Raw genomic sequence first — 24,724 nt, forward strand, 5'->3', positions numbered from 1 at the left:
GCAAATCTATAGTTTTTTGCAAGAAATATTGTCCTTTGTCCTGTTTTTTTTACGGCAAGTTTGTATTGCACAGCCCATGCAACATCAACCGGGCGTAAACGGAGGTTAGTCGATATAAATTTTTACAGAATCGGTAGCCAATCGTGAGCGAAGCCAGTTTTCAAGCTTGGGTTGGTTGTTAATTGTTCTTTTTCTGTCAGACGTTTCCAGGAAAAGCGTCAGGTAGTTGCGTGAACGCAGCGAATCGTCATAGACCACTTGGTCGGCAGTGCCGCACGCAATAATTTCTGGGAATAGGGGCTTCAACTCCTGCAGCAATTGCCGGCCTAAATGTTGCCGCTGGACGACGCTGTCTTGCGCGTGCAGGGCTTTGGCCAGATCAGCCCGTAAGCGATTGATCTCAGACTGCTGGGTATTGAGCGCCAACAGGTTTTCGCTGGCCTCTTCATCGGCTAATGAGAAGCCTTGCTGGATGATGATGTTTTCCTCATCAAGGCCATAATGCCTTGCCTTTGCAATGACTTCTTGCTTGGTGTGCTCAGGGATAAGACGGCCGCCATAGATGAGGCGTATGCCCCGCTTAACCGGATCGATCTCGGACTTCAACAGGTAATCGCCTTCGATATAGGTTTCGTTGCGGATGTAAGCGTTGGCTTGCTGCGTAAATCGCTCCTGTTTGACTAATAGGTAGCCGAAATATAGACTGGGAAGGATGGTGACGGTAGCAATAACGCTGACCCACCGGTTGGCAATCTTCTTCGTGCTTTCATCGACACCGTGCCAAATGGGATAGTTCAGAAAGCGGACGGTCATCAGCGTCGCTACTGCAATGAATACCGTATTAATGGTAAATAGGTAAAATGCACCGAAAAAATAATTCCACGTGCCGGTGGCCAGCCCGTATCCTGCTGTGCACAGTGGCGGCATCAACGCCGTGGCAATGGCCACTCCGGGTATGACGTTGCCTTTTTGTTTGCTTGAGAGTGCCACGATACCTGCCAGCCCGCCCACCAGCGCGATGATGACGTCATAGATGTTGGGCTGCGTGCGGGCAAGCAACTCCGAGTGGGCTTCGCTGAGTGGCGTGGCCAGGAAATAAAGCGTGGAGGCGGCCAGACTGGATCCGACGGCAAAGCCGAAATTGGTCAACGACCTACGTAACAGCCGGAAATCATAGGTGGCCAAGCTGTAGCCGACGCCTAAAATAGGCCCCATTAACGGGGAAATTAACATGGCTCCGATGATTACCGCGGTGGAGTTTACGTTTAGCCCAACGCAGGCAATGACGATGGCAAAGATGAGAATCCAGAGATTGGTTCCTTTGAAATAGATCCCTTTCTCGACGGTGTCGTGTATGATATCAAAATCTTCCTGTTCGGATTTTATATTGAATTTCTCCGAGAGCCGTTGAATATTCATGGCTCGAAGATACGATTTTTTTGATATCAGGGCTTACGGGCAGCCCCGTATCTAGTTCCACATCGGGTTTTGCGGGAAATTGGCGACGTGCGCATACTTGGGTCCAAGGGAGACAATAGCTTCCTTCCAAAGGTTTTCGCCGTCGTTGCCCAATGTAATGTCGGGATGATAGTGGTTGCTGATAACCCATGCATTCTCTTTCAGCTCGTCGTCCAGTTGGCCGGGGCTCCATCCTGAGTAGCCGATAAAAAACTTAATTTCATCTTGCTGTATGTCGCCATTGCGGATAAGGATTTGCAGGCTTTCGAAATTGCCCCCCCAATAGATGCCGTTGCCCAAACCTATACCGCTGTGCAGCTTGTCGTAGCACTTGTGGATAAAATGAATACTTTCCTGGGCTACCGGACCTCCGAAAAACAGCGGGAAATCTGCTTCGGGAAAACCGTCCATGACATCTTTAAGCTGTACGGAGGCAGGCTGATTGAGCACATAACCGATGGTTCCATCTTCGGCGTTGTGTTCGCACAGCAGGATGACGGCCCGCTGAAAATTGGGATCGAGCATAAAAGGCTCTGATATCAGCAAACTGGCTATCTGGGGTATGTTTTTGTTGAACATGGCTAATCTGTTTATGATACTGTAAATGTAGTGAAAAAAGTTTTATCTAAATTTACGGCCATGTGTTTGTTGCCACCAATTTGGTCAATTTGTTTTCGTCTGTGAGATCGAGCCGCAATGGCGTTACGGAAACAAATCCATTCTCTACCGCCCACCTATCGGTGCCTTTTTCGGCCGGTTCCAGCGGACTTACCGTAAACCAATAATGCTTCCGACCCATGGGATCTTTGCCGGGCTCGATTTTACCATCGTAAAGCCTTACGGATTGCCTCGTCCAGCGGATGCCTGTGGGCTCCGGCGGATAGTTTACGTTGTACAGGGCGATTTCCGTGGGATCTTGAAGCAGCCGGTCCAGCGTTTTTTCGACATAGGGAGTGAGGAGCTCAAAGTTTGGCTCGGTATTGCCTACCGGGGTGCTTAGCGCGATACCTTTTTTGCCGAGTAGCACGGCTTGTTTTGCGGCTGCCAATGTGCCTGAATGCCACATGGAATTGCCGAGATTCGGGCCCATGTTGATGCCGGACAGTACTACTTGGATATTGTTGCGCAAATGCGTGCCCAACGCTACGCAGTCGGCCGGTGTGCCGTTGACACGGTATGCCTCTATACCCGGGAAATCAATGGGAGACTTTTTGTAGGACAACGGTCGGGAATGGGTCACAGCGTGGCCCATAGACGACTGCTCGACATCGGGAGCCACGACGACCACTTCCCCGAATTTGGCCGCAATCTTTGCCAATGTGTTGATACCCGGACTGTAAATGCCATCATCGTTGGTCACTAAAATACGCATAAGTAATTGAATTAATAAGCACCAAAGTGGTGCGATATGAACGTTGCTATGTTACAAACAAGTCTTCGCGATTTTTTGTTTTGTCCAAAAATGAGAAGGAACTATCGAACATGGAAGTTAGCAGACATGCACACTTGTTGCATAACCCCAAGGCTGGGGACGGGGATCATATGAAAGAAGAATTGATGCAGACGATAGTGTCCTGTGGATTTACCTGCCAATACAGCTCCACCAAGGAAAAGCAATGGGGGCGCTTGAAGGCTAAGACGGCGCTGGTGGTCATTGCCGGGGGTGACGGTACGGTACGGCAGGTGATGAAGCGCTTACTTGCGCGCCGGCTATTGGACAAACGTTTGACCGTGGCCATCTTGCCTGCCGGTACGGCAAATAATTTTGCAAAGACATTAGGGGCTTCCTCGGCATTGGCAGGCCTGAGCCGCACAATTGCCGAGTGGAATGTGAAGAAAATCGATGTGGGGGCGATAAGCAACGTGCCTGATGCTAATTTTTTCCTGGAAGGTGCCGGGATGGGGATTTTTCCCAAACTGATCAAGGAAATGAAGGAAACCGACCACAACGAAGTGGAGACGGCGGACGACGAATTGGATGTGGCGTTGGACAAGTTAATCGAAATAACGGAGCGATACACGCCGAAATGGGCGAGAATCACCGTCGATGGTGTACTATATGAAGGTGATTACCTCCTCGTGGAAGTGTTGAACATCAAGTCCGTCGGGCCCAACCTGGAGCTTGCGCCCCAAGCGGATCCTACGGACGGGAAGTTTCAGGTCGCTTTGTTGAAGGAAGCTGATCGGGATGCATTCCTTAAGTACCTGCACGCCTTGAAAAAGCCAACCAGTAAAAAACGTTTGAACCTGCCCCTGCAATTGATAGAAGCCCGTCAGGAAATCACGATTACCGCTGACAACCGGTTGATCCATGTCGATGACGAGCTGATAGCGATAAAGCGCCGCCGTCTCATCAAAGTGGAGGTAAGACCCGGTATTATCGATGTGATTGTTTAGCGCATTCGGCTCAAAAATGCAGGTAGCGTGTCGCCCGGCAAGAGCAGGTGCGTCTGGATCCCAAGCGCCTTGGCGGTGTCGATGTGCTGCGGGCTGTCATCGATGAAAAGCGTTTGTGCTGGCAACAGGCCATGGGTTTGTAGCACAAATTCGAAAATTTTTTTGTCTGGCTTGCGCATCCCAAGCAAGTGGGAGTAATAGTCTTTTTCGAAAAATGCCGAATTGTCTGTAAGTCCAAATTCGCGTTTGAGATAAGCCATAATCCAGCGATAATGGATCTCGTTGTTGTTGCTCAACAAAAATGTGCGGTATTGTTTTTTTAGTTCAAGAAGCAATTCGTGATGACCGGGCCGTACACCAAGGAGCAGACTATTCCATGCGGCATCTATTGCTTCATCTGGCAAGGTTTCGTTTCGGGCAGCTTTTCGGATCTCATGACGGAACTGCGCGGCCGTGATAATGCCCTTGTCAAACGCGTCAAAAAGCGCATGCTGTGCTCTATGGCCATAAAATTCATCGACATCTTTGATGCCCAAATCAATAAAAGATTGCCTTAATACAGCGAAGTCAATATCAAACAATACGTTGCCGTAATCCAGGATGATGTTCTTAATATTTTGCATAAAAATTTCGCGATGTATATGCAAATATGTAAATTTGCACCCGCAAAACAATAATGATTTGTACTGCGCCTATAGCTCAGTTGGTTAGAGTAGAAGACTCATAATCTTTTGGTCCCTGGTTCGAGCCCAGGTGGGCGCACTAGACAAAAATGGCTTTTTTCGTAAGGAAAAAGCCATTTTTTGTTTACTGGCAACGGTGGGATGGGATTCACTTGGCATTTTTGTTGAATGCGAGCAGTGGGTTTGATTTTGCATAGTACAATTAGCTGTATCGGGAATGAAAAGGACAAAATCGGATAGGTGAGCGAGTTGTTATTTGGCGATGTCCCTTTTTAGTGTAACTTTAGGATTATGGACACAGATTTTTTTATCACCGTATTGATAGTCGGAGGACTACTATTGTTATCGTTTCTACATTTAACGAACGTCACCTCTGTTAATCGGCGAGCTAACCTATTGTTTGGTATTTTTACATTTCAATGGTCGACTTTTTGGCTTGATGAGCTCTTGTTTGCAGAATACCTCAACACGACAAATGCCGTGTTCGTCATATTCAGGTTGTTCCAGTTTTTAGTTCCTATATCGTTTATCTTAAGTGTTAAGTTTTATACCGAACCGGATACGAGGTTGGCTTGGAGACACGCGTGGATAGCTGTTGCGCCTGTGGTATTTTTAGTGTTTCTTTTATCTCCGGAAAGCATCAAAACGGAATCGTTCGAGCTCAGTGCTATCATGTTTTTCTTAGGACATTCCATTTTTTATACGATATGGGCTCACATAAAAATTTTAAAACACCAACGCATTATTAAGTCCATTCATTCTTATACTGAAAATATAGATTTGCGTTGGATTAAATACATTACGTATTCTTTTATCGGGTCAGCGATTGTGGTTGCGGCATACAACTTTTTAACGAAAGCGGAACCACTGAATATTTACATCAATCTGTTTTTTGTTGCGGTTGTTTACCTGGTCGCATTTTACTCGCTTCGACAAAAGGAGATATTTCCCCGGGGAATGGAGCTTTCTGACGTGGTCAGCGGAAATACGCTTATCGAGAAAGCGCAAGATGCGCCTAAGACCAAGGTGGTAGAAGACTCGGAATTGTACATACTGAAGGAGCGGTTGCTCCAGCTGATGGAAAATGAACAACCCTATCTGAATAGCGAGTTGAACCTGGTTAAGTTGGCCGGGCAAACGGGTTTATCTACTCACCAGCTTTCTTACGTAATAAACACGGCATTTGGGGAGAATTTCTTCAATTTCATTAATAGATACAGGGTCCGTAAAGCTAAGGAATTGTTGAAGAACCCAGCGTATGATCGTTTCAATATCTTGGTGATCGGGTATGAATCAGGGTTTAATTCGAAGACATCTTTCAACACCACGTTCAAAAAAATGACAGATTATACGCCCTCAGAATATAGAAGGAAGCGTATTCAGACCTGATTATGTATCGAATCAAACGGAGCTTGGTATATTCAAAATGCTATTTTTTTCATTCTTAGACCTTGCCTGGTCGATAGCCACGAGGGCAAGATGCTTTTCGTTCGTCTTTATAAGTGCGGACGTGTAAGTGTTTGTTTTGTAGTACTTTATTTGTTTGATGAAAGGTTGTTCGACTTGATAATGGAGGGCGTTTAACACGCGCTTTGCTTTTAGTTTTGTTGCGGAAATTAAAATGTACTGGGCTTGACTGATGAGCAAAGCATTCACAAAACAAAACGTAGCTATAATGACTGATTTCGTTAAAGGTTCGATTTCAATTGGAGCAGATGTGACTATCATTCAACAGGTACTAATCCAATACAAATACATTAAAGAATGGGAAAAGGGATTTGATTCATTTAAGGAACTTCATGTTTCTGACGGATTGAAATCAATTGTGCATTGGGATATCGAACATGATATAGACTATGTCTTTAGCCTGGCAGAAAATAAAAACGGCGTTTCGTTGGAAATTATGGTAGGTGACTTAACTCGGCGTCACGGCGAAAAATACAAGTTGGATGAGATAAAATACTACGTTGATACCGTCCTATGCCGTATCAAAGGGTTGTCCGAAAGTCTACATATTGATTTACGGCATCGCTCGGAGGCTCGGTAGGGGCTAAGCCATATCTTCACCCTATCACGTGATAAACAATTCTCCGAGCGTTATCAGGGTTTTGCGAATGGGCCACTTTTGACCACAAGAATGATACTTCAGATGATGGAAGGAAAATATGCTGTAATTACGGGTTCAAGTCAGGGATTGGGCAAATCCTTTGCCTACGAATTGGCAAAGAACGGTTGGAATCTGATCTTGATCAGTCTGCCGGATGAGAATCTACAAACGATAAGCAAGCGTCTCCATAGCCTTTTTGGCATACGTGCGTTTTATTATGAAACCGACTTGGCCATAAAGGAAAACGTGATGGCGGCGTCTGATTGGATAAACGGGAATTTCGATGTCCAAATGTTGATCAATAATGCCGGGATCGGTGGTACCAAACGGTTTGATGAAGCCTCTTCCGCATATATAGAAAAAATTATTCAACTTAACGTACTTGCCACCACATTACTCACGCATCAGCTTTTGCCGAATTTAAAACGGCAAGAAAAATCATACGTGTTGAATGTTTCAAGTCTTGCGGCATTTTCGCCCATTGCCTACAAAACGGTGTACCCGGCATCGAAAGCGTTTATCCATTCTTTTTCCCGCGGGCTTTACCAAGAGCTTAAAGATACCAGCGTTTTCGTTAGCGTGGTAAACCCGGGTCCTATGCGTACTAACCCCGACGCGACTAAACGAATCAACGAGCAAGGAATCTTCGCGAATTTAACCGCGCTGGATCCGGACAGGCTGGCTCGCTACTGCATTCGTCAACTAACGAAAAGAGACACGGTGATCATGGTTAATCCCTTAAGCTGGCTGTTTCTGAAAATCTTGCCAGTTTGGATTCGGCTACCTTTATTATCAAATAAAATAAAAAAGGAACTGCGATAACATGTCGCTGTTATGTTTCGGGATGCATGCGCATTCGGCACATCGATTGGGATACCTATGCAGTTTTATTTTATATTTCAAATAATTATACTACCTTTGCAATCCACAAATTTTCGTACGAAAGGAGGTATAACAGGACATGATTATAGTAAATGTAAAAGAAGGTGAATCACTTGATAGGGCGTTGAAGCGTTTTAAGAAGAAGTTTGAAAAGACCGGTGTGTTGCGCGAACTGCGGGCCCGTCAAGCTTATGAAAAAAAATCTGTTGCCCGCCGTACGCAAATAAAAAAGGCTATTTACAAGCAGAGCCTTAACCAAGATACCATCTAAGGATTTTTATCCGGTATAGATAAAAAGCAATTTATTTGCAACATCAGAAAACTATCTGTATATTCAGCATGTAGAATATAAGGGTAGTTTTCGATGTTTATAGACCGTTTTGCCAAATTCCTCCGCTATGAAAAGCGCTATTCGGCGCATACACTTACTGCATATGACCATGAGGTCAATCGTTATATCGAATACCTCGGCGAAGCGGGCATCGACGTCAATGCGGTGACCAACCGCCAGGCAAGGACTTATTTGGCTAACCTGCTGGAAAGTGGCCAGAGCCCGGTAAGCGTCAACAGAAGCCTTTCCGCGCTTCGCACGTATTACAGATTCCTGATGCGCGAAGGGCTGGCATTGCAAAACCCTTTTACATTGATAAAGGCACTTAAAACGCCCAAGAAACTACCCGTAGTAGTCGATAAGGAAAAGCTATCGGCACTGCTGGATGCGGAAGGCGTATTCGCCGATACCTTTGAAGGGCTCCGTGATAAGGTCGTCATGGAACTGCTGTTTGGTACGGGAATCCGGCTTGCTGAGCTGTTGCAAATCTGCGAAGGACATATCGACTTCTACAACAGGAATGTCCTTATCTTTGGTAAACGGAACAAGGAACGGCTCGTTCCGCTCAACCAAACATTAGGTACATTACTTCAACATTACATTGACGTAAAAAAAACGCAACGTTTTGATAACATTTCATCCCGTCTGATCGTTACTAAAGAAGGGAAGGATGCTTATCCCAAATTGATCTATGACATCGTAACGCATTACCTCAGCGCTATATCTTCGCAACAAAAAAGGAGTCCACATGTATTACGGCATACATTTGCCACCGCGCTGCTTGACAACGGAGCGGATTTAAATGCAATTAAAGAACTATTGGGACACGCGGGGTTAGCTGCTACGCAAGTATATACACACAATTCAGTAGAACGCCTTAAATCGATTTATAAACAAGCCCATCCAAAGGCTTAAAAAAAAGGAGGAAATATGAATATTATTGTGCAATCTATCCGGTTTGATGCAGACAGGAAGTTAATCAAATTTATCCAAAAAAAGGTAAACAAGTTGGACCTGTTCTTTGATCAGATTATTGACGGGGAGTGCTACCTGAAATTGGAGAATGTGGAAGACGAAGCCAATAAAATTACGGAGTTCAAGCTCAATATCCCCGGTAGCCAATTGTTCGCTAAAGCACAGGCGAAATCCTTCGAAGAGGCCACTGACTTGGCTGTGGAATCGCTGCGTAGGCAGATTAATAAACATAAGACTAAAACGCGGACCAAAGCGAGTAATCACAAGGCATTGCTGTCTTTGATCGATGAGCGAGTGGCATAAAATACGTCGCGTATATCAAAAAGCCCGGTAAATCAGCGAATTTGCCGGGCTTTTTTATTGTTTTTGCTATCTTGCGGTGCTGGAACCTTACACGTTGTCATGTCGAGCTGGTTTGAAAAGTTTTTTGCTTTCAGTCGTAGCGAATTAAGGGGAATAGGTGTACTTGCCGTGCTGCTTCTGGCCATGGGAGTAGGCGCGCATATATACCGTAGCAGGGAGGTCCGGGAAAATGAGACGTTTCCGGCTTATATAGACACGATTGAGCGTTTTTTGGCGTCGGTAGATAGGCGCACCGAAACGGACAGCCCGGCTGAAACGGCTTCGTCCGAAATTGCATATCAGCTGGCGGAAGTAGACTACTTTCCGTTCGATCCCAATGGTTTGGCTGTGGTAGCATGGAAACGATTGGGGCTTTCCGACAGGCAGATACGCATGATCAAGAACTACGAAGCGAAGGGCGGCCGATTTCGTAAAAAAGAAGACCTGAAAAAAATCTATGCCATCAGTGAATCGGACTATGCCCGCCTTGAGCCGTATATCCATATCCGGCCCGCGACTGCTGAGCGGCCTGCGACTGCCGGGCGGCCTGCCATACCCATTGAAAAAACCGCCCCGGAAGCGCTGTACCTCGACTTGAATACGGCCGATTCACTGGCATTGCAGGCATTGCCGGGCATCGGGCCGGTGTACGCCTCGCGCATTGTGCGGTTTCGGGACAGACTGGGTGGTTTTCATCAGGTCTCGCAGCTCATGGACGTTTATGGGTTTGACACACTCCGGTTTGACGGACTGAAAGACCACGTTTTTGTGGACACCGCGAAAGTGGCTAAAATAGCGCTTAACATGGCGGACTATGCACAGCTGAGCAGTCATCCCCTGATCGGGGCTAAGCTGGCAAACCTCATTGTCCAATACAGAAAGCAGCATGGACCTTATCGCACGCTCACGGATTTATTAGATATTGCCATTATTGATGAAGAGATTTTCCGTAAAATTGTACCTTATTTAACCATAGCTAATGATTGACCAACGACTGAAATCTGTCGTACGCGACGTATATGACTTTCCTCAACCGGGGATTGTCTTTAAAGATATCACCCCAATCCTCAAAGACCCGGCGCTCTGCAAGGCAATAGTGGATGCGTTTGAAGCGCGATTGCAAGCGGATACAATTGATGTGGTAGCCGGTATTGAAAGCCGGGGCTTCCTGTTTGGGCTGATGCTGGCCCAGCGGTTGGGAAAGCCGTTTGTGCCTATCCGAAAGCAAGGGAAGCTGCCATACCGTACTGTTGCACAGTCATATGCCCTTGAATACGGGGAGGCAACGATTGAGGTCCATGAAGATGCTTTCAATGCCGGCGCCCGGATACTCATTCACGATGACCTGCTGGCCACAGGCGGCACGGTGGCGGCGACTAGCCAGCTCGTACAGCGGCTTGGTGGACTTGTCGCGGGTTATGCGTTTATCATCAGCCTCGATTTCCTTAAGGGTAAGGAACGGTTGGCTGATTACAGTACGCAGGTTGTCTCCTTGGCGGCGTATTAGCTATAATTTTTTACCCGTAATCGTGATGTCTGAAACAATGGACATCGGTATCTGCATGCCCTGTATTTCGATGTCGCCACCGATATCTTGTTTGAGGTTGGTCTGTATCGGGAGTCCGGACTCGACATCTACTTGCAAGGTGCCTTCTTGTGTGCCCTTCAGTTTGAACTCGGCGCCTTGCAACATGGGATTGCCGCCGTTTTGCAGCTTTGAAAAATTCATCTGACCGGCTACCGTCAGGGTAGCCACGTTGCCTTCGGTCTTGGAGAGGACAAACGTGGAGGTTGCTTCGGATTGCATCATGCCGGCAATAGGGCCTGTGAATGCTTTGACCCAGCTGTCGCCGATTTCCACTTGGTTGGCTGGATAAATATTAGTCATCTGATTCATGCTGAGAATCATGGAAGAATCGCCAAAGCTTTGCTTCAGCAGTTCGGCCTGCTGCCCACCGGCCGCATCGATGATGTCGGCCAGACCTTCCACTTTTTCTACGTTTCCTTCTTCATTGATGTACATCTGAAAAGACTTACCGACGAGATTGGAGATTGCGCTTAATTCGTTTGAACTTGCTTCAGGGTTTTCGGAATCAAATGTGATTCTTTGCATGCCAGCGACGTCTGTATCCATTTTTATCCTGCTGAAGGTCACGTTGATGGCAGTGATGCCATTTTGTACCGACTGGATATCATAGATGTATTCGGAAAGGATATCCTGTGTGGTGGCCATCTGCTGGCCCATGAAGCTTTGTGTAATGTTTTGCTTGGTTGCTGACGAAAAAAAATACTGCTCGCCTGGCTTGAGATTGAATTTTAATGTCAATGCCCGGTTATCCGGCAGCACATCTTCTTTTTGGGGTAATGGTAGATCGGAGGATCCCTTGGCAGTGGTAAAAAAGGCTACCAATAAGCCTAATGCGACAGCATGTTTCATAATGTGTTCTTTTTAATGATATGCGTTTCCCTCAAAGGTATACTTTATGAAGGTTCGTTGTGTTTATTTTTTTAAAAAATACCGGGTCACCCCTTTATATGGCTTAACACAAATTCCTTCCGTTTGTCAATAGCGCCTTTGGGCACATCTACCACGTCATAACCGTATTGATGATAGGTTTTTTTCATCCGATAATAGGTATATTCGGCTTCTTTCCATGATTGTTTCCGTTCTTTATCCGTTTTATAAATTTCCGGCCAAGGCGGTAGCATAAACACCACCTTGTTGTATCGGCAGGAAAGGGCCGCTTTCATTAGGGATGCGTCAATGGTATAACCAATCATCGTTGCATAACAGATGGCATCGAAAACACTTCGGTCGAAAAAAATGCTGCCGGTGTGGTTCTCGACCGCTTGCTTATAATCTCGGATGGCGGCTTCCAGCATCAGATTTGTATATTTTTCCTTGTTTTTCCAAGGTAAGCCGTCGCCGTTAATTGCCATTTGCTGCTGGATAATGATTCTCGCTGCTTCCGGAACCGCCGGATATCCTGCATTTTCCAATGCCTGCACCAGTGTGGTTTTTCCGACTCCAGGTCCTCCGGTTATCACATAAAAACTGAGACGCATATGGTGATTTCTTTTTTTAATTTTATCTTGTAAAGTTAGCGGTTTGCAGTTGCAAAACTATGTCCTTTCGGCGTGCCGTTTGCCCTTGCCGTTTTTTTTCTGAAAAATATATCATGGTCGGGCCATGTCATAAACCATCTCGGTAATCCAGTGGATAAAAAATTCATACCAGAAACTATTTTATTCTATATTATACCGTATTTTCTTTGGTTTGCTTTTCTTTTTAGATTGTTTATCATTGTGCAAAACCCATTATGATAACGCATTAAACCAATGAATATGCATAGACAATCCGCAATGCACGAAGAAGAAAACCGTGAAATGGTACGCCAGATGGTGCGCGAATTTGTGGCGAAACACATCCAACCGCATATGATGGAGTGGGATGAAGGACAGTATTTTCCTGTGGACACCTTTAAAGCAATGGGCGAGCTCGGCGTCATGGGGACCCTGGTGCCCGTTGAGTACGGAGGCGCAGGCTTAGGCTACCATGAATATGTAGACATTATTGTGGAGATAGCGAAGGTCTGCGGGGGCATAGGCCTTTCGTTCGCGGCGCATAACTCGCTGTGCACCGGGCACATCATGACCTTTGGCAACGATAGTCAAAAGCAGCGTTGGCTGCCCAAGCTGGCAGCAGGCGAATGGCTAGGCGCATGGGCACTGACCGAGGCCAATACTGGGTCGGACGCCCTGCGCATGGGGACGACGGCGGTGCTGGATGGAGATGAATATGTGATAAATGGATCAAAAAACTGGATAACACATGGCCAAAGCGGCGACATTGCCGTGGTTATGGTACGTACCGGCGAAAAGGACCGGTCGCATGGCATTTCTGCGCTTGTGGTAGAGAAAGGTACACCGGGTTATAGTTCGGGAAAAAAGGAGAATAAGCTGGGTATGCGAGCGTCGGAAACCACGGAACTCATTTTTGATAATTGCCGGGTACCACGGGAAAACCTACTCGGTACGGAAGGGGAAGGCTTCAGGCAAGCCATGTCGGTGCTGGACGGCGGACGCATTTCCATTGCGGCATTAGCCTTGGGCATTGCTAAAGGTGCATGGGAAGCTGCCGCCAAGTATGCAAAGGAACGCCATCAATTCGGCCAGCCGATAGCGAATTTCCAGGGTATATCTTTCAAACTGGCGGATATGGCCACGGATATCGAAGCGGCAGAGCTGCTCATCAGGAAGGCTTGCGAACTGAAAAATCAGGGCAGGGAGGTGACCAAAAACTCGGCAATGGCAAAGTACTATGCATCGGAGGTGGCTGTACGCTGTGCGACGGAAGCTGTGCAGATCTTCGGCGGATACGGGTATACCAAGGATTTTCCAGTGGAAAAATTCTACCGGGACGCCAAGTTGTGCACCATCGGCGAAGGTACTTCGGAAATCCAGAAACTAATCATTGCACGTGAAGTGCTGAAAGCTTGAGGCCGGGCCAACCGAATATCAAAAAAAATGGAAGACTGCATCGGCAATGAAAAACAATGCGTACGTTTGCATGTTAATTGGTTAATATGGAATGGCTCTTAAACCCGGAGGTCTGGATATCCCTCCTGACCCTTACCGTATTGGAAATCGTCCTCGGTATTGATAATATCGTTTTTATCTCGATTTTAAGTGGTAAACTGCCGGGTGAGCAGCAGCAGAAAGCCCGCCAGCTGGGCCTTTTTCTTGCACTGATCATGCGGGTGGGGCTGTTGTTTTCGATAAAGTGGATCATGTCATTGACGGAACCATTCCTGACCATCGGTGAGTGGCTGGGCATTCAAAACGGCAATATCAATCATTACCTGAACCTCTCGGGGCGGGATCTGATCTTATTGCTTGGCGGTTTGTTTTTGATTTATAAGGCGACGTCCGAAATACATACCAAATTGGAAGGCGAGGAGCACCGCCATGAACTGAAAGGGAAACCCGTCACGTTTGGCAATGTGATTGCCCAGATTGTCGTTTTGGACATTGTGTTTTCTTTGGATTCGGTCATTACAGCCGTTGGGATGGTCGATCGGATAGAAGTCATGATTGCAGCAGTAATTATAGCAGTGGGGGTTATGATGCTTTCCGCTGCATCGATCAGCCGTTTTGTAAACCAGCATCCAACAGTAAAGATGCTTGCGCTGGCGTTCCTGCTGTTGATAGGGGTGTCACTAACGGCGGAAGCTTTTGAACAGCACATACCGAAGGGATACATCTATTTCGCAATGGCATTCTCCGTGCTGGTAGAGTTCCTCAACCTTCGGGCCCAGAAAAAAAATACGAAACCCGCTGCACCAGGAGAAATCAAAGTGAATTGATGAGCACCCAATAACGGTATCCCAAAATCGCACGTTGGGCTTTGGTAAGCATAGCAGGATCCTTGCCTGCGTATTTGGGCAGCAATGCGTTGTTGAGCTTGACAAGCAACTTGAATAAGCTTTTTTTCATACCTCAGAACTTTGTATTTTGATTTGTGTCGCCATGGCCATAATAATTTCCTAAATTTGGCGGCGGCTAATTTATCCGTAACATAAAAACCAACTATAGTATGGCTAAAGCAAAAAAAGAACCAAAACAACATACCGCGGTCGTCACGCCTAAATCGTTGAATTTTTTTGAGCAGTATATCAATAATCCATCGCCTACTGGTTTTGAATGGGAGGGCCAGCGCCTGTGGCTGGATTATCTGAGGCCTTACGTCGACGAGACATTTACGGATCATTACGGGACAGCGGTGGGGGTGATTAATCCCAACGCGGATTTTAAGGTGGTTATCGAAGCACATGCCGATGAGATATCGTGGTTTGTCAACTACATTACGAAAGAGGGGCTGATCTATGTCATCCGCAACGGCGGCTCAGATCACCAGATTGCGCCGTCGAAGCGGGTAAATATCCATACGGATAAGGGAGTGGTGAAGGCTGTATTCGGGTGGCCCGCTATCCATACGCGATCGGGCGAAAAGGAAGAAAGCCCGACATTGAAAAATATCTTTTTGGACTGCGGCTGTGCCAGCAAGGAAGAGGTGGAAGCGCTTGGAATACATGTGGGCTGTGTGGTGACCTATGAAGATCAGTTCATGGTGTTGAATGACCGCTACTATGTGGGGCGAGCATTGGATAACAGGGCGGGGGGCTTTATGATCGCAGAAGTGGCCCGCTTGCTGAAGGAAAACAAAAAGGAACTTCCCTTCGGCTTGTACATCGTTAATTCGGTGCAGGAAGAAATTGGCTTGCGTGGAGCGGAAATGATTGCCCATCGGATCAAGCCTAACCTGGCTATCATCACGGATGTGACCCACGATACCCAAACACCCATGATCAATAAGGTCACGCAAGGCGATCTCGCATGTGGTAACGGCCCCGTGGTTTCCTATGCGCCTTCCGTACAGATAAACTTCAATAGGCTCCTGATCGACACAGCGATGAAGAAAAACATTCCTTTCCAACGGCAGGCCTCTTCACGGTGGACAGGCACAGATACGGATGCGTTTGCGTATTCAAATGAAGGGGTACCTTCGGTATTGGTGTCGCTGCCGCTACGCTATATGCATACGACCGTAGAAATGATTCATAAAGAAGACGTAGACAACGTCATCCGCCTGATTTACGAGACGTTGCTGTCCATCAAATCAGCACATGATTTCCGTACCTTCGCACAATAACGAACCGTCGGCTTCGCGGAAAACAGGCTGAAGCCGATGGTTTCTCGTTTTTCATGCATTATTGGAAAATTCTTCGCACTTTTGTCTAAAGCTACATTATAAACGATGGCATGAGCATGGTAGAAAAGAACGAAAACCAATTGAATATAGAGCTTACGGAGGACATAGCGGAAGGGATTTATTCCAACTTGGCTATCATAACCCATTCCAACACGGAATTTGTAATCGATTTTATCCGCGTTATGCCGGGCATTCCGAAGGCCAAAGTGAAGTCCAGGATAATCTTGACGCCGGAACATGCCAAAAGGCTATTGCGTGCACTTGATGACAATATTGCCAAATATGAATCTGTCAATGGCAATATCGATGCGCATGACGACCCGCCCTTTCCGATGAATTTCGGGGGGCCTACGGCTCAGGCCTAAGTCCGCTTGGGCTTGCTGAAAATAGCCATGATAAACGCGATGGCGGCCAGTATGATGACAATATTAAACAGGCCCTTCAACGCGTATAAAAATATGCCTATTCCCCAGACAGCCAGCAGAATGAGTGCTAATATAAAAAGGAATCCTCTCATACGGTGTTTTTTTCAATACAACGGTTTATGTGCGGATTTGTTTGAATAATGAATTAAATAAAGGATGACGGGGGGGAAGAACGTTCCCTTTTTTGGAGCCATTTCGACCTTTGTGCCCAAACTGGTATCCCGCTTGTTGCAGACAGGCGCACAAATTCCTTTGTAGCGGAGAGTGAGGGATTACCTTCATCTCGTTTCGGTGATCCCTTGGAGGGGGGGCTGCTCAAGCAAATGAAGCCATTCGCTTCGCTCATTCCTTTTTCCGTTTATCGCTGCATCGCACAAGCAAGCTTGGCTTGCCTGCAAACGAAAAAACCCCGCTATTGCGGGGCTTCATTTGCTTGGCGGAGAGTGAGGGATTCGAACCCCCGGTCCGGTTAAGGACAACGGTTTTCAAGACCGCCGCATTCGACCACTCTGCCAACTCTCCGCCGCAAAAGTACAAACTCTACCACATTTTGCAAATTCAATTATGCTTTTTTTGTTAAGCCTAACATTTTCAGTTGAATATTTTTTACGGACCCCAGAAAAAGGGAATGGGAATGAATATTGTTTTTTATATGGACAATTTTAGCTAAGTTTGCAGCGAAAAAAGGGAGCGCCCATAGCTCAGTTGGATAGAGCAACGGTTTTCTAAACCGTCGGTCTTAGGTTCGAATCCTAATGGGCGTACCAAGAGCCTCTTGATGTTCAAATTGAGGGGCTTTTTTGTTAGCTTACCATGCAAAAGCTAACTTACCAATTGGGTGATAGGTATCGTGAAATATAGGTTATGAACGTGATTAAGCAAACAGTTGGAATGGTGGGCAGCGGCAGCTGGGCGACAGCGATCGTAAAAATGCTGGAAGACAATAATGCGAATAAATCCGTGTTTTGGTGGGTGCGCAACCGCGAGACGGCTGATTACATCCGCCGGTTCAGGCATAATCCGAACTATTTGAGCGCGGTGACCATAAAAATCCCTAAACGTCATATTCATACCGATGTACGTTTGGTGTTTGACCATGCCGATATCATTATCCTTAACACCCCCGCGGCGTTTTTAAAGGCTGCGCTGGCTCAGGTCCCCCCCGAGGCTTTTCGGAATAAAATAATTGTATCTGCGATTAAAGGCATCATACCGGATGAAAACCAAATCGTGGGCGACTATCTTCAGGAACATTACCAGATACCTATCGAAAATATCGCGGTCATCAGTGGGCCTTGCCACGCAGAGGAAGTATCGCTGGAGAAGCTATCGTACCTGACCGTGGCATCGAAAAACACGGATGTGGCTGCATTGGTGGCCTCTTTGATTGGTACCCGTTACATCAAAACCAACGTTTCCGACGATATATACGGGACGGAGTATGCTGCGGTATTGAAAAACATTTACGCTGTCGCTGGAGGAATGTGCCATGGCGTGGGGTTCGGGGATAATTTTCAGGCAGTCTTGGTCTCCAATGCTATTAGGGAAATGGCTTATTTTGTGGATACCGTTCATCCGATTGAGCGTGATATCAAGGAATCTGCCTATTTGGGCGATTTGCTGGTGACGGCCTATTCGCAGTTTAGCCGCAATCGTACATTTGGAAATATGATTGGCAAGGGCTATTCGGTCAGATCGGCCCAACTGGAAATGAATATGATCGCCGAGGGGTACTATGCGTCAAATTGCATCCAGCAAATTTGCACGAAATATGCCATTGACTTGCCGATTTGTAACGCGGTGTATAACGTGCTTTACCAGCACCGATCGCCAGTTGCGGAAATGAAAGCTTTGGCGGAAAAATTAACCTGATAACATGAATAGACGAACCTGGATCACTTATCTATTATCTTTTTTCTTGATAGCAACGGCTGTTTCATGCGGTACATTCAAGAAGGAACGGCCAACACCCGTTTATCGCAATGGCATGGTCGTGACTGCCCACCCGGAGGCTTCGGGGGTGGGGTTGCAAATTCTTAAAGCCGGCGGGAATGCCGTTGACGCGGCCGTTGCCGTACAGTTTGCTCTTGCGGTGGTATATCCCAATGCGGGGAATATCGGCGGTGGCGGATTTATGGTATATCGGAGTGCTGGGGGCGACTTTGCCGCGCTTGACTTCAGGGAGGCTGCACCTGCGGCAGCGACGCGAGATATGTTCCTGGATGAAACAGGCAATCCCATTGCCGAGCTCAGCCTGCGCGGACAACTGGCTTCTGGTGTCCCAGGTGTGGTAGATGGTATGATCAAAGCGCATACAAGGTTTGGAAAGCTGGATTGGGAAGCACTGCTGCAACCGGCCATCCATTTGGCGAGGCAGGGCTTTCCGCTTACGGAGATGCAGGCCAAGGAGCTCAATAACAGGAGGGAGAGTTTCCAGAAGTACAATCCTGAAGGGACTGCTTTGATCAATGATGGAGAATGGAAGGCGGGAGATACATTGGTGCAGCCCGAATTGGCACATACGTTGTCGTTGATTAGCCAGAAGGGAAGGGCTGGATTCTATGAGGGGGAGGTAGCAGACCGTATCGTCGCAGAAATGGCCAGCGGCAACGGCATCATCAGTTATGCCGATCTCAAAAATTATGAAGCAAAATGGCGGGAACCCGTGATGTCGACCTACCGTGGGCTCAAAATAGTATCCATGCCGCCGCCTTCAAGTGGCGGGATTGCATTGATTTCCATGCTGAAATCCGTGGAGGCGTATCCGCTGTCGAAATGGGGGTTCCAAAAGGACTCGACCATGCGTGTGATGATAGAGGCTGAGCGCCGGGTTTATGCCGACAGGGCGACCCATCTCGGCGACCCGGACTATTATGAGGTGCCGCAAGCGATGTTGATTGACTCGGCGTATAATGCCGAACGGATGCGCAATTTTAGTTTTGGTCATGCCTCGTTCAGCAGCGATATTCATGCCGGCAGCTTGCCGAAAATCGAACATGAGGAAACTACTCATTTTTCCATCGTAGATAAAGCGGGAAATGCGGTGGCCATCACCACGACGATCAATGGTTCATACGGTTCGTATGTGGTGGTTGCCGGGGCTGGTTTCTTGTTGAATAATGAGATGGACGATTTTTCGGTAAAACCCGGCGCCCCCAATATGTACGGTTTGATTGGCGGCACTGCCAACGCCATCGAGCCGGGGAAACGTATGCTCAGTTCGATGACTCCCACCATACTGGAGAAGGAGGGGCGGTTGTTTATGGTCGTGGGCACACCGGGAGGGTCTACCATTATGACGTCAGTGTTTCAAACCATTCTCAATGTTGTGGACTTCGGCATGGATATGCAAGAAGCTGTTGCGGCGCCGAGATTTCATCATCAGTGGTTGCCGGATGAAGTTGCACTTGAACGCGATGCAGTAAGTAAGGTTGTCCGCCATTCGCTATCCACGACAGGTTATAAGTTGGTAGATCGAGCAAGTATCGGCCGTGTGGATGCCATACTGATGTTGCCCGATGGTGCCATGCATGGGGGAGCCGATCCTCGGGGTGATGATTTAGCAATGGGGTATTAATGGACAAAATGATGGATAAACAACAGATTGCCAACCAGTATAAATCCATTCAGGATATCATAACCCGAGGGTTGGAAGCTTTGGATGGAAAATCGACTTTTCAGGAGGAGCTTTGGCAGCGTGAGGGAGGCGGTGGGGGCCGTACGCGGATTATCCAGCAAGGCGCTGCCATCGAAAAGGGAGGAGTCAATTTTTCGGCTGTACACGGTGTATTGCCCGAACCGGTGAGAAAGGCGTTTCAGGTGGACAAAACCAACTTTTTTGCTACCGGTGTTTCCATTGTTATCCATCCCAATAATCCGTTTGTGCCGATCATCCACATGAATATCCGGTATTTTGAGTTGGACGACCGGGTTAAATGGTTCGGAGGGGGAATAGATCTTACGCCGCATTATGTTCAAACGGAAGATGCCGTCTATTTTCACGGCCAGCTCAAAAACATCTGCGACCGGTTCAGTCCGGCGTTTTACCCGGAATTTAAAGCGCATGCAGATCGTTATTTCTATATTAAACACCGGCAGGAAACACGCGGCATCGGTGGTATCTTTTATGACCGGCTTACGCCTGAAAAAACACAGGTGTCTTGGGAAACCATTTTTGACTTTTCCGCGGCGTTGGGACACGCGTTCGTACCCATATACTCCGAACTGGTGAACCGGAACCGCCATCGGGAGTTTACTGCCGCCAACAAGCGCTGGCAACATCTTCGCCGGGGACGGTATGCGGAGTTTAATCTCGTATACGATGCGGGGACAAAGTTCGGCTTGGAAACCAACGGCCGCATAGAGTCCATTTTAATGAGCCTGCCGCCGCATGCGGAGTGGGCGTATGATTTCAGGCCTGAGCCAGGAAGTGCTGAAGCACAAACGTTGTCTTTGCTCAAGCAGGATATCGACTGGCTGGCACTATAACGGATTCAACGATTATATATAGGTAAGAATGGTTACATTCAATCGATTCACATTGGCTAACGGGTTGCGGGTGTTGGTGCACGAAGATGCGGCTACCCCCATGGCTGTGGTCAACTTATTGTACAATGTGGGAGCACGGGACGAACATCCCGATCAGACGGGCTTCGCGCACTTATTTGAACACTTGATGTTCGGCGGATCCATCCACATCCCAAATTATGACGCGCCATCGCAGGCTGTGGGTGCACAGAACAATGCTTTCACGAGCAACGATATTACGAATTATTACATCACCTTGCCTGCGGCTAACCTCGAAACGGCTTTCTGGCTGGAGAGTGATCGGATGCTTGGGCTGGCATTTAGCGAAAAAAGTCTGGAAGTGCAACGAAACGTCGTGTGTGAAGAGTTTAAGCAGCGCTATCTTAATCAACCTTACGGCGATGCGTGGCTGAGGCTACGCCCGCTGGCTTATAAAGTGCATCCCTATCGCTGGGCGACGATCGGCAAGGAACTTGCGCATATCGAGCAAGCGAACATGGCAGATGTCAAAGCTTTTTTTGCGAAACACTATCATCCAGGCAATGCAATCCTGGTGGTGGCTGGCAACGTGGGGACGGATCAGGTAAAGGAGTTGGCAACGAAATGGTTTGGTCCCATCCCGGCAGGCCGTGTTTATGCGCGCAATCTCCCGGCAGAACCGAAACAAGAGGAAGCCCGACGGGAGGTGGTGAAGGCCGATGTGCCGCTGAATAGTATTTATATAGCCTTTCATGGACCGGCACGCTTGGATGAAGGGTATTATGCCATGGATTTGATTTCCGATATGCTATCGCGTGGATCTTCTTCACGGTTATACAGGCGGCTGGTAAAAGAAGAGGAATTATTCAGCGAGATCAATGCTTACCAAACGGGAAGCTTGGACGCCAACCTGTTTGTCATCGAGGGAAAACCGCTGCCGCATGTTGCCATTGAGGCGGCCGAGCAGGTCATCTGGTCAGAATTGGATAGATTGAGGATGGAGCAGGTAGAACCTTACGAATTGAATAAGGTCAAAAACCGGATAGAATCGACGATGGTTTTCGCAGAATTGGCTATTCTCGAAAAAGCAATGAATTTGGCTTATTTTGAGTTGCTCGGCGACGCGGAGAAGTTCAACCATGAAGTCGAACGTTACCTCGCTGTTTCTGCTGCCGATATTCAGCAGCAGGCTCAACAATTGTTTAGAAAAGAAAATTCGTCAACGCTCATTTATATTGCCAAATCCCATGCTTGATAGAACATTGCCGCCGGCATATCATCCAGTAACTGACTTCAAACTGCTCAAACCTCTGCATATCCCGTTTCCGAATGGGGTGCAAACCTTCGTGTTCAATGCTGGTGACCAGGATCTTGTACGCATCGAGTGGATTTTTGGGAATGTGTTTGCCCAGGAAGATCAGTCGTTGTTGAATAGCTGCGCGAGCGAGCTCCTGCTCGAAGGGACTACCAAATACAGTAGCAAACAGATTGCTGAATTGGTGGATTTTCATGGTGCATTCCTCGTTCCAGAGTACGGCTACGATCAATCAGCCTTAACATTGTTTTCGCTGAACAAACACCTGGATCAGTTGTTGCCCTTGGTCAAGAATATTCTTACAGACGCTATTTTTCCTGAAAGGGAATTGGCTACCTATATCCGCAATAATAAACAGAAGCTTCAGGTATCGTTGAAGAAAAATAGTTTCGTGGCGCGTAGGCTTTTTAACAAGACATTGTTCGGGCCGACGCGCTATGGTTACATTCCTGATGTGCCCGACTACGATCGCATTGCCCGGGAGGCCTTATTGGCGCTGTTCAAGCAGCAATATACGCCCGCCAACTGCACGTTGATTGTCTCCGGTAAGGTCACCGACGGGGTCATTGACGCATTGAGGCAATTGTTTGGGGACAGCTGGCAATTGGCGGATAAGGCAATACCGGTGGATCCGGCACCAAAATTTGCGCCGACGGAAGGGCTGTTGGTCGTAGACGAGCGAAAAGATGCTTTGCAATCGGCTATCCGCTTGGGGAGCCAGAGCATCCAGCGATCGCACCCCGACTTTCCCGGCCTGCAGGTGTTAAATACCTTGTTGGGGGGGTATTTCGGCTCGCGCTTGATGACAAACATCCGTGAAGAGAAGGGATATACTTATAGCATCGGTTCGGGGCTGGCATCACTCCGCCATAGTGCCTTTTTTACCATCAGCTCCGAGGTAGGGGTTGCTGTAACCAAGGCCACATTGGCCGAGATTGAAAAAGAGATTCAGCGGCTTCGGGAAGAGCCGGTAGAGGAATCCGAACTGGCCTTGGTAAAGAATTACCTGATGGGCTCGATGCTGGGTAGCTTGGAAAATGTATTTTCGCATGCCGATAAATTTAAGACCGTGTATTTTTCAGGACTCGGCTTGGAATACTACGACTACTATTCCGATACCATCAATAGCATCACGGCGGAAGAAATAGCGAGGCTGGCCAACACATACCTGAATTACCAGAATATGATCAAAGTAATCGTTGGGAAATACGAAAGCTGATGCAGGCAACTTTGGCAATAGGGTGCAATTATTGGCTTTTAAGCACTTCAAACAATGCTTTCCCTTTCAGTAGGCACTCATTGTATTCCTTTTCAGGATCGGCATGGTGGGTGATGGCCCCGCCGGTATGGAACGATAGGTAACCATTTTCCGCATTGTATAGTAGGGTACGGATAACGACACTAAAATCATAATTGCCTTGGGGGCTGAAATATCCGAGCGCACCGGAATATACACCCCGGCGACTGTTTTCATAGCGATCGATCAGCTTCATGGCACTGATTTTTGGTGCTCCGGTCATCGAACCGGGAGGGAAGGTATTCCGGATTGTTTCTGTGGCGTTCATTCTTTCCTGTATCTGGCACGTGATGGTTGAAATCAGTTGATGCACTTGTTTGAAGCTGTGTATCTGCAACAACTCCGAAGCCTTCACCGTGCCCGGCTTGGCGCTCCTGGTCAGATCGTTCCTGACCAAGTCTACAATCATGATGTTCTCACTGATTTCCTTGGGATTGGCAGCAAGTGTAGCTTTCAACTGTTCGTCTTCAGCTGCGGTTTTGCCCCTTGGTGCGGTACCTTTAATGGGCTGGGATAACAAGGTGTTACCGCTTTTGGACAGGAACCGCTCCGGCGAGGCTGAAAGGATATATTTTTGCCCAAATTTGAAAAAGCATGAAAACGGCGTAGGTGAAACCTCATTGAGCCTTCTGTAAGCACTCAACGGATTGAGTGACACCTCTTCGGCAAAAAACTCCTGGCAGAGGTTTACTTCATAAATATCGCCTTGCTGGATGTAGCGTTGTAAGGCGGAAAAGGCAGAAAAATAAGCAGACCGGTTCATTCGGGATTTCAAGTGTCCTTTGAATTCCAACGGCTCTTCGCTTATTTCGATCGCTTCGATTTGCTTGATGATAGCTTGCGGATCAGGGCCTTTGATTTCGGCGTTATATTGACCAATGAGCAAGGTGTATTGCGGAACAAAAAAATAGGCATCGGGAAAGTCGGTGTAATTCGGGTGGGTAGAATGTAGATCCTCGATTTCGTTTTTTAGGTCATACCCCAAATAGCCGGGAATCCACGTATTCGGATGGCGATCGATGAATCGTTGCAGCCTTCCAAACGTATCTGCGCCAGTTGATGTAAACGATTCGACGCACCCCACGGCAATGAATACGTCAATGTTGCCGTAGTTGTCGCGATACCCATTGGAATCGAGATAGCACACATTATCAAACTGCGCGGCCCACTGTAACGCCTGCTGAGTGAATGTATCACTATCGTCAAGATGACATGCTAATGATACCATAAACAA

The 24,724-nt window shown here is 47.5% G+C and carries 27 protein-coding genes and 3 tRNA genes; 20 read left to right on the top strand and 10 right to left on the bottom strand.

The annotated features are described in order from the left end of the window. Nucleotides 1-105 precede the first annotated feature (105 nt). Genes B5X72_RS05210 through surE form a run of 3 tightly spaced genes read right to left on the bottom strand, consistent with a single transcriptional unit; the run spans nucleotide 106 to nucleotide 2,830 of the window. Nucleotides 106-1,419 (bottom strand): DUF389 domain-containing protein, encoded by a 1,314-nt coding sequence (locus B5X72_RS05210; protein ID WP_079715766.1) that lies wholly within the window; start codon nucleotides 1,417-1,419, stop codon nucleotides 106-108. 51 nt (nucleotides 1,420-1,470) lie between these two features. Further along, nucleotides 1,471-2,037, bottom strand: coding sequence for a YqgE/AlgH family protein (locus B5X72_RS05215; RefSeq protein WP_079715767.1), 567 nt, complete (start codon nucleotides 2,035-2,037; stop codon nucleotides 1,471-1,473). Nucleotides 2,038-2,089: 52 nt separating this feature from the next. After that, nucleotides 2,090-2,830, bottom strand: coding sequence for a 5'/3'-nucleotidase SurE (gene surE / locus B5X72_RS05220; protein ID WP_079715768.1), 741 nt, complete (start codon nucleotides 2,828-2,830; stop codon nucleotides 2,090-2,092). Nucleotides 2,831-2,940: 110 nt separating this feature from the next. Here surE and B5X72_RS05225 point away from each other — a divergent pair, with 110 nt between their 5' ends. After that, the gene (locus B5X72_RS05225; RefSeq protein WP_079715769.1) at nucleotides 2,941-3,855 is read left to right on the top strand and encodes a diacylglycerol/lipid kinase family protein; all 915 of its coding nucleotides are present in this window, start codon (nucleotides 2,941-2,943) and stop codon (nucleotides 3,853-3,855) included. Here the strand turns inward: B5X72_RS05225 and B5X72_RS05230 are convergent. Beyond that, nucleotides 3,852-4,478 carry an HAD family hydrolase gene (locus B5X72_RS05230; protein WP_079715770.1) on the bottom strand — a complete coding sequence of 209 codons (627 nt, stop codon included), beginning with the start codon at nucleotides 4,476-4,478 and terminating at the stop codon, nucleotides 3,852-3,854. The two genes, B5X72_RS05225 and B5X72_RS05230, sit on opposite strands and share 4 nt — an antisense overlap. Nucleotides 4,479-4,543: 65 nt before the next feature. Between B5X72_RS05230 and B5X72_RS05235 the strand changes: the two genes are divergently transcribed. The 9 genes from B5X72_RS05235 (at nucleotide 4,544) to B5X72_RS05280 (ending at nucleotide 10,682) form a co-directional block, all read left to right on the top strand. Continuing rightward, a tRNA-Ile gene (locus B5X72_RS05235) sits at nucleotides 4,544-4,617 on the top strand. Nucleotides 4,618-4,829: 212 nt separating this feature from the next. Then, nucleotides 4,830-5,927 (top strand): helix-turn-helix domain-containing protein, encoded by a 1,098-nt coding sequence (locus B5X72_RS05240; protein ID WP_079715771.1) that lies wholly within the window; start codon nucleotides 4,830-4,832, stop codon nucleotides 5,925-5,927. A 286-nt stretch (nucleotides 5,928-6,213) separates the two neighbouring features. Next, nucleotides 6,214-6,585, top strand: coding sequence for a hypothetical protein (locus B5X72_RS05250; protein WP_139378545.1), 372 nt, complete (start codon nucleotides 6,214-6,216; stop codon nucleotides 6,583-6,585). Nucleotides 6,586-6,690: 105 nt separating this feature from the next. Next, a complete protein-coding gene (locus tag B5X72_RS05255; RefSeq protein ID WP_079716025.1) occupies nucleotides 6,691-7,467 on the top strand; it encodes an SDR family NAD(P)-dependent oxidoreductase in 777 nt (258 codons plus the stop codon). A 139-nt stretch (nucleotides 7,468-7,606) separates the two neighbouring features. Beyond that, complete coding sequence (gene rpsU / locus B5X72_RS05260; protein WP_079715774.1) at nucleotides 7,607-7,798, top strand: 30S ribosomal protein S21; 192 nt, start codon at nucleotides 7,607-7,609, stop codon at nucleotides 7,796-7,798. A 93-nt stretch (nucleotides 7,799-7,891) separates the two neighbouring features. Further along, nucleotides 7,892-8,773: a tyrosine-type recombinase/integrase gene (locus tag B5X72_RS05265; protein ID WP_079715775.1), complete on the top strand. Its 882-nt coding sequence runs from the start codon at nucleotides 7,892-7,894 to the stop codon at nucleotides 8,771-8,773. A gap of 15 nt (nucleotides 8,774-8,788) precedes the next feature. Further along, a complete protein-coding gene (hpf, locus tag B5X72_RS05270; RefSeq protein ID WP_079715776.1) occupies nucleotides 8,789-9,136 on the top strand; it encodes a ribosome hibernation-promoting factor, HPF/YfiA family in 348 nt (115 codons plus the stop codon). A 99-nt stretch (nucleotides 9,137-9,235) separates the two neighbouring features. After that, nucleotides 9,236-10,162 carry a helix-hairpin-helix domain-containing protein gene (locus tag B5X72_RS05275; protein ID WP_079715777.1) on the top strand — a complete coding sequence of 309 codons (927 nt, stop codon included), beginning with the start codon at nucleotides 9,236-9,238 and terminating at the stop codon, nucleotides 10,160-10,162. Then, nucleotides 10,155-10,682, top strand: coding sequence for an adenine phosphoribosyltransferase (locus B5X72_RS05280; protein ID WP_079715778.1), 528 nt, complete (start codon nucleotides 10,155-10,157; stop codon nucleotides 10,680-10,682). Before B5X72_RS05275 ends, B5X72_RS05280 begins: the two co-directional genes overlap by 8 nt. Here the strand turns inward: B5X72_RS05280 and B5X72_RS05285 are convergent, their stop codons facing one another. After that, nucleotides 10,683-11,612, bottom strand: coding sequence for a DUF6263 family protein (locus tag B5X72_RS05285; protein ID WP_079715779.1), 930 nt, complete (start codon nucleotides 11,610-11,612; stop codon nucleotides 10,683-10,685). Between the two features lie 86 nt (nucleotides 11,613-11,698). Next, nucleotides 11,699-12,241: an AAA family ATPase gene (locus B5X72_RS05290; RefSeq protein ID WP_079715780.1), complete on the bottom strand. Its 543-nt coding sequence runs from the start codon at nucleotides 12,239-12,241 to the stop codon at nucleotides 11,699-11,701. A 279-nt stretch (nucleotides 12,242-12,520) separates the two neighbouring features. On the opposite strand from B5X72_RS05290, the gene B5X72_RS05300 reads away from it, so the two are divergent. Continuing rightward, nucleotides 12,521-13,675: an acyl-CoA dehydrogenase family protein gene (locus B5X72_RS05300; protein ID WP_394332950.1), complete on the top strand. Its 1,155-nt coding sequence runs from the start codon at nucleotides 12,521-12,523 to the stop codon at nucleotides 13,673-13,675. Nucleotides 13,676-13,761: 86 nt separating this feature from the next. Then, nucleotides 13,762-14,541 carry a TerC family protein gene (locus tag B5X72_RS05305; RefSeq protein ID WP_079715783.1) on the top strand — a complete coding sequence of 260 codons (780 nt, stop codon included), beginning with the start codon at nucleotides 13,762-13,764 and terminating at the stop codon, nucleotides 14,539-14,541. Here B5X72_RS05305 and B5X72_RS20740 read toward each other — a convergent pair. Beyond that, complete coding sequence (locus B5X72_RS20740) at nucleotides 14,528-14,671, bottom strand: hypothetical protein (protein ID WP_176146105.1); 144 nt, start codon at nucleotides 14,669-14,671, stop codon at nucleotides 14,528-14,530. The genes B5X72_RS05305 and B5X72_RS20740 overlap by 14 nt on opposite strands. A gap of 100 nt (nucleotides 14,672-14,771) precedes the next feature. Here B5X72_RS20740 and B5X72_RS05310 point away from each other — a divergent pair, with 100 nt between their 5' ends. Continuing rightward, nucleotides 14,772-15,887 carry a M42 family metallopeptidase gene (locus B5X72_RS05310; protein ID WP_079715784.1) on the top strand — a complete coding sequence of 372 codons (1,116 nt, stop codon included), beginning with the start codon at nucleotides 14,772-14,774 and terminating at the stop codon, nucleotides 15,885-15,887. Nucleotides 15,888-16,003: 116 nt separating this feature from the next. Beyond that, nucleotides 16,004-16,312, top strand: a complete 309-nt coding sequence (locus B5X72_RS05315; protein WP_079716026.1) for a DUF3467 domain-containing protein — start codon at nucleotides 16,004-16,006, stop codon at nucleotides 16,310-16,312. Here B5X72_RS05315 and B5X72_RS20745 read toward each other — a convergent pair. Together B5X72_RS20745 and B5X72_RS05320 are read right to left on the bottom strand one after the other, a co-directional pair. Continuing rightward, nucleotides 16,309-16,464 carry a DUF5670 family protein gene (locus B5X72_RS20745; RefSeq protein WP_176146106.1) on the bottom strand — a complete coding sequence of 52 codons (156 nt, stop codon included), beginning with the start codon at nucleotides 16,462-16,464 and terminating at the stop codon, nucleotides 16,309-16,311. The two genes, B5X72_RS05315 and B5X72_RS20745, sit on opposite strands and share 4 nt — an antisense overlap. Before the next feature lie 342 nt (nucleotides 16,465-16,806). Next, nucleotides 16,807-16,894: transfer RNA gene (locus B5X72_RS05320), tRNA-Ser, on the bottom strand. A 168-nt stretch (nucleotides 16,895-17,062) separates the two neighbouring features. Between B5X72_RS05320 and B5X72_RS05325 the strand changes: the two genes are divergently transcribed. From B5X72_RS05325 to B5X72_RS05350, 6 genes are all read left to right on the top strand, one after another. After that, nucleotides 17,063-17,139, top strand: a tRNA-Arg gene (locus tag B5X72_RS05325). Between the two features lie 97 nt (nucleotides 17,140-17,236). Then, entirely contained in the window at nucleotides 17,237-18,244 is a 1,008-nt protein-coding gene (locus B5X72_RS05330; protein ID WP_079715785.1) for an NAD(P)H-dependent glycerol-3-phosphate dehydrogenase, read from the top strand. A gap of 4 nt (nucleotides 18,245-18,248) precedes the next feature. Beyond that, nucleotides 18,249-19,949, top strand: coding sequence for a gamma-glutamyltransferase (gene ggt / locus B5X72_RS05335; protein ID WP_079715786.1), 1,701 nt, complete (start codon nucleotides 18,249-18,251; stop codon nucleotides 19,947-19,949). Nucleotides 19,950-19,957: 8 nt separating this feature from the next. Next, nucleotides 19,958-20,860 (top strand): oxygen-dependent coproporphyrinogen oxidase, encoded by a 903-nt coding sequence (gene hemF, locus B5X72_RS05340; protein ID WP_079716027.1) that lies wholly within the window; start codon nucleotides 19,958-19,960, stop codon nucleotides 20,858-20,860. A 28-nt stretch (nucleotides 20,861-20,888) separates the two neighbouring features. Beyond that, complete coding sequence (locus B5X72_RS05345; RefSeq protein ID WP_079715787.1) at nucleotides 20,889-22,133, top strand: M16 family metallopeptidase; 1,245 nt, start codon at nucleotides 20,889-20,891, stop codon at nucleotides 22,131-22,133. Then, the gene (locus B5X72_RS05350; protein ID WP_079715788.1) at nucleotides 22,126-23,412 is read left to right on the top strand and encodes a M16 family metallopeptidase; all 1,287 of its coding nucleotides are present in this window, start codon (nucleotides 22,126-22,128) and stop codon (nucleotides 23,410-23,412) included. Before B5X72_RS05345 ends, B5X72_RS05350 begins: the two co-directional genes overlap by 8 nt. Nucleotides 23,413-23,440: 28 nt before the next feature. On the opposite strand, the gene B5X72_RS05355 is transcribed toward B5X72_RS05350, so the two are convergent. Then, a complete protein-coding gene (locus B5X72_RS05355; protein WP_079715789.1) occupies nucleotides 23,441-24,718 on the bottom strand; it encodes an anthranilate synthase component I family protein in 1,278 nt (425 codons plus the stop codon). Between the last annotated feature and the right edge of the window lie 6 nt (nucleotides 24,719-24,724).

Source organism: Parapedobacter luteus, assembly GCF_900168055.1.
GTDB classification, from domain to species: Bacteria; Bacteroidota; Bacteroidia; order Sphingobacteriales; family Sphingobacteriaceae; genus Parapedobacter; species Parapedobacter luteus.

Bases quoted from the DNA above. Each gene is read 5' to 3' on its own strand.
- B5X72_RS05345 (WP_079715787.1), top strand. From the start codon at position 20,889: ATGGTTACATTCAATCGATTCACATTGGCTAACGGGTTGCGGGTGTTG.
- B5X72_RS20740 (WP_176146105.1), bottom strand. From the start codon at position 14,671: ATGAAAAAAAGCTTATTCAAGTTGCTTGTCAAGCTCAACAACGCATTG.
- B5X72_RS05240 (WP_079715771.1), top strand. From the start codon at position 4,830: ATGGACACAGATTTTTTTATCACCGTATTGATAGTCGGAGGACTACTA.
- rpsU (WP_079715774.1), top strand. From the start codon at position 7,607: ATGATTATAGTAAATGTAAAAGAAGGTGAATCACTTGATAGGGCGTTG.
- B5X72_RS05265 (WP_079715775.1), top strand. From the start codon at position 7,892: ATGTTTATAGACCGTTTTGCCAAATTCCTCCGCTATGAAAAGCGCTAT.
- B5X72_RS05275 (WP_079715777.1), top strand. From the start codon at position 9,236: ATGTCGAGCTGGTTTGAAAAGTTTTTTGCTTTCAGTCGTAGCGAATTA.
- B5X72_RS05225 (WP_079715769.1), top strand. From the start codon at position 2,941: ATGGAAGTTAGCAGACATGCACACTTGTTGCATAACCCCAAGGCTGGG.
- B5X72_RS05215 (WP_079715767.1), bottom strand. From the start codon at position 2,037: ATGTTCAACAAAAACATACCCCAGATAGCCAGTTTGCTGATATCAGAG.
- B5X72_RS05255 (WP_079716025.1), top strand. From the start codon at position 6,691: ATGGAAGGAAAATATGCTGTAATTACGGGTTCAAGTCAGGGATTGGGC.
- B5X72_RS05230 (WP_079715770.1), bottom strand. From the start codon at position 4,478: ATGCAAAATATTAAGAACATCATCCTGGATTACGGCAACGTATTGTTT.
- ggt (WP_079715786.1), top strand. From the start codon at position 18,249: ATGAATAGACGAACCTGGATCACTTATCTATTATCTTTTTTCTTGATA.
- B5X72_RS05280 (WP_079715778.1), top strand. From the start codon at position 10,155: ATGATTGACCAACGACTGAAATCTGTCGTACGCGACGTATATGACTTT.
- surE (WP_079715768.1), bottom strand. From the start codon at position 2,830: ATGCGTATTTTAGTGACCAACGATGATGGCATTTACAGTCCGGGTATC.
- B5X72_RS05310 (WP_079715784.1), top strand. From the start codon at position 14,772: ATGGCTAAAGCAAAAAAAGAACCAAAACAACATACCGCGGTCGTCACG.
- hpf (WP_079715776.1), top strand. From the start codon at position 8,789: ATGAATATTATTGTGCAATCTATCCGGTTTGATGCAGACAGGAAGTTA.
- B5X72_RS20745 (WP_176146106.1), bottom strand. From the start codon at position 16,464: ATGAGAGGATTCCTTTTTATATTAGCACTCATTCTGCTGGCTGTCTGG.
- B5X72_RS05330 (WP_079715785.1), top strand. From the start codon at position 17,237: ATGAACGTGATTAAGCAAACAGTTGGAATGGTGGGCAGCGGCAGCTGG.
- B5X72_RS05300 (WP_394332950.1), top strand. From the start codon at position 12,521: ATGCATAGACAATCCGCAATGCACGAAGAAGAAAACCGTGAAATGGTA.
- B5X72_RS05285 (WP_079715779.1), bottom strand. From the start codon at position 11,612: ATGAAACATGCTGTCGCATTAGGCTTATTGGTAGCCTTTTTTACCACT.
- B5X72_RS05290 (WP_079715780.1), bottom strand. From the start codon at position 12,241: ATGCGTCTCAGTTTTTATGTGATAACCGGAGGACCTGGAGTCGGAAAA.
- B5X72_RS05210 (WP_079715766.1), bottom strand. From the start codon at position 1,419: ATGAATATTCAACGGCTCTCGGAGAAATTCAATATAAAATCCGAACAG.
- B5X72_RS05355 (WP_079715789.1), bottom strand. From the start codon at position 24,718: ATGGTATCATTAGCATGTCATCTTGACGATAGTGATACATTCACTCAG.
- B5X72_RS05350 (WP_079715788.1), top strand. From the start codon at position 22,126: ATGCTTGATAGAACATTGCCGCCGGCATATCATCCAGTAACTGACTTC.
- hemF (WP_079716027.1), top strand. From the start codon at position 19,958: ATGATGGATAAACAACAGATTGCCAACCAGTATAAATCCATTCAGGAT.
- B5X72_RS05250 (WP_139378545.1), top strand. From the start codon at position 6,214: ATGACTGATTTCGTTAAAGGTTCGATTTCAATTGGAGCAGATGTGACT.
- B5X72_RS05305 (WP_079715783.1), top strand. From the start codon at position 13,762: ATGGAATGGCTCTTAAACCCGGAGGTCTGGATATCCCTCCTGACCCTT.
- B5X72_RS05315 (WP_079716026.1), top strand. From the start codon at position 16,004: ATGGTAGAAAAGAACGAAAACCAATTGAATATAGAGCTTACGGAGGAC.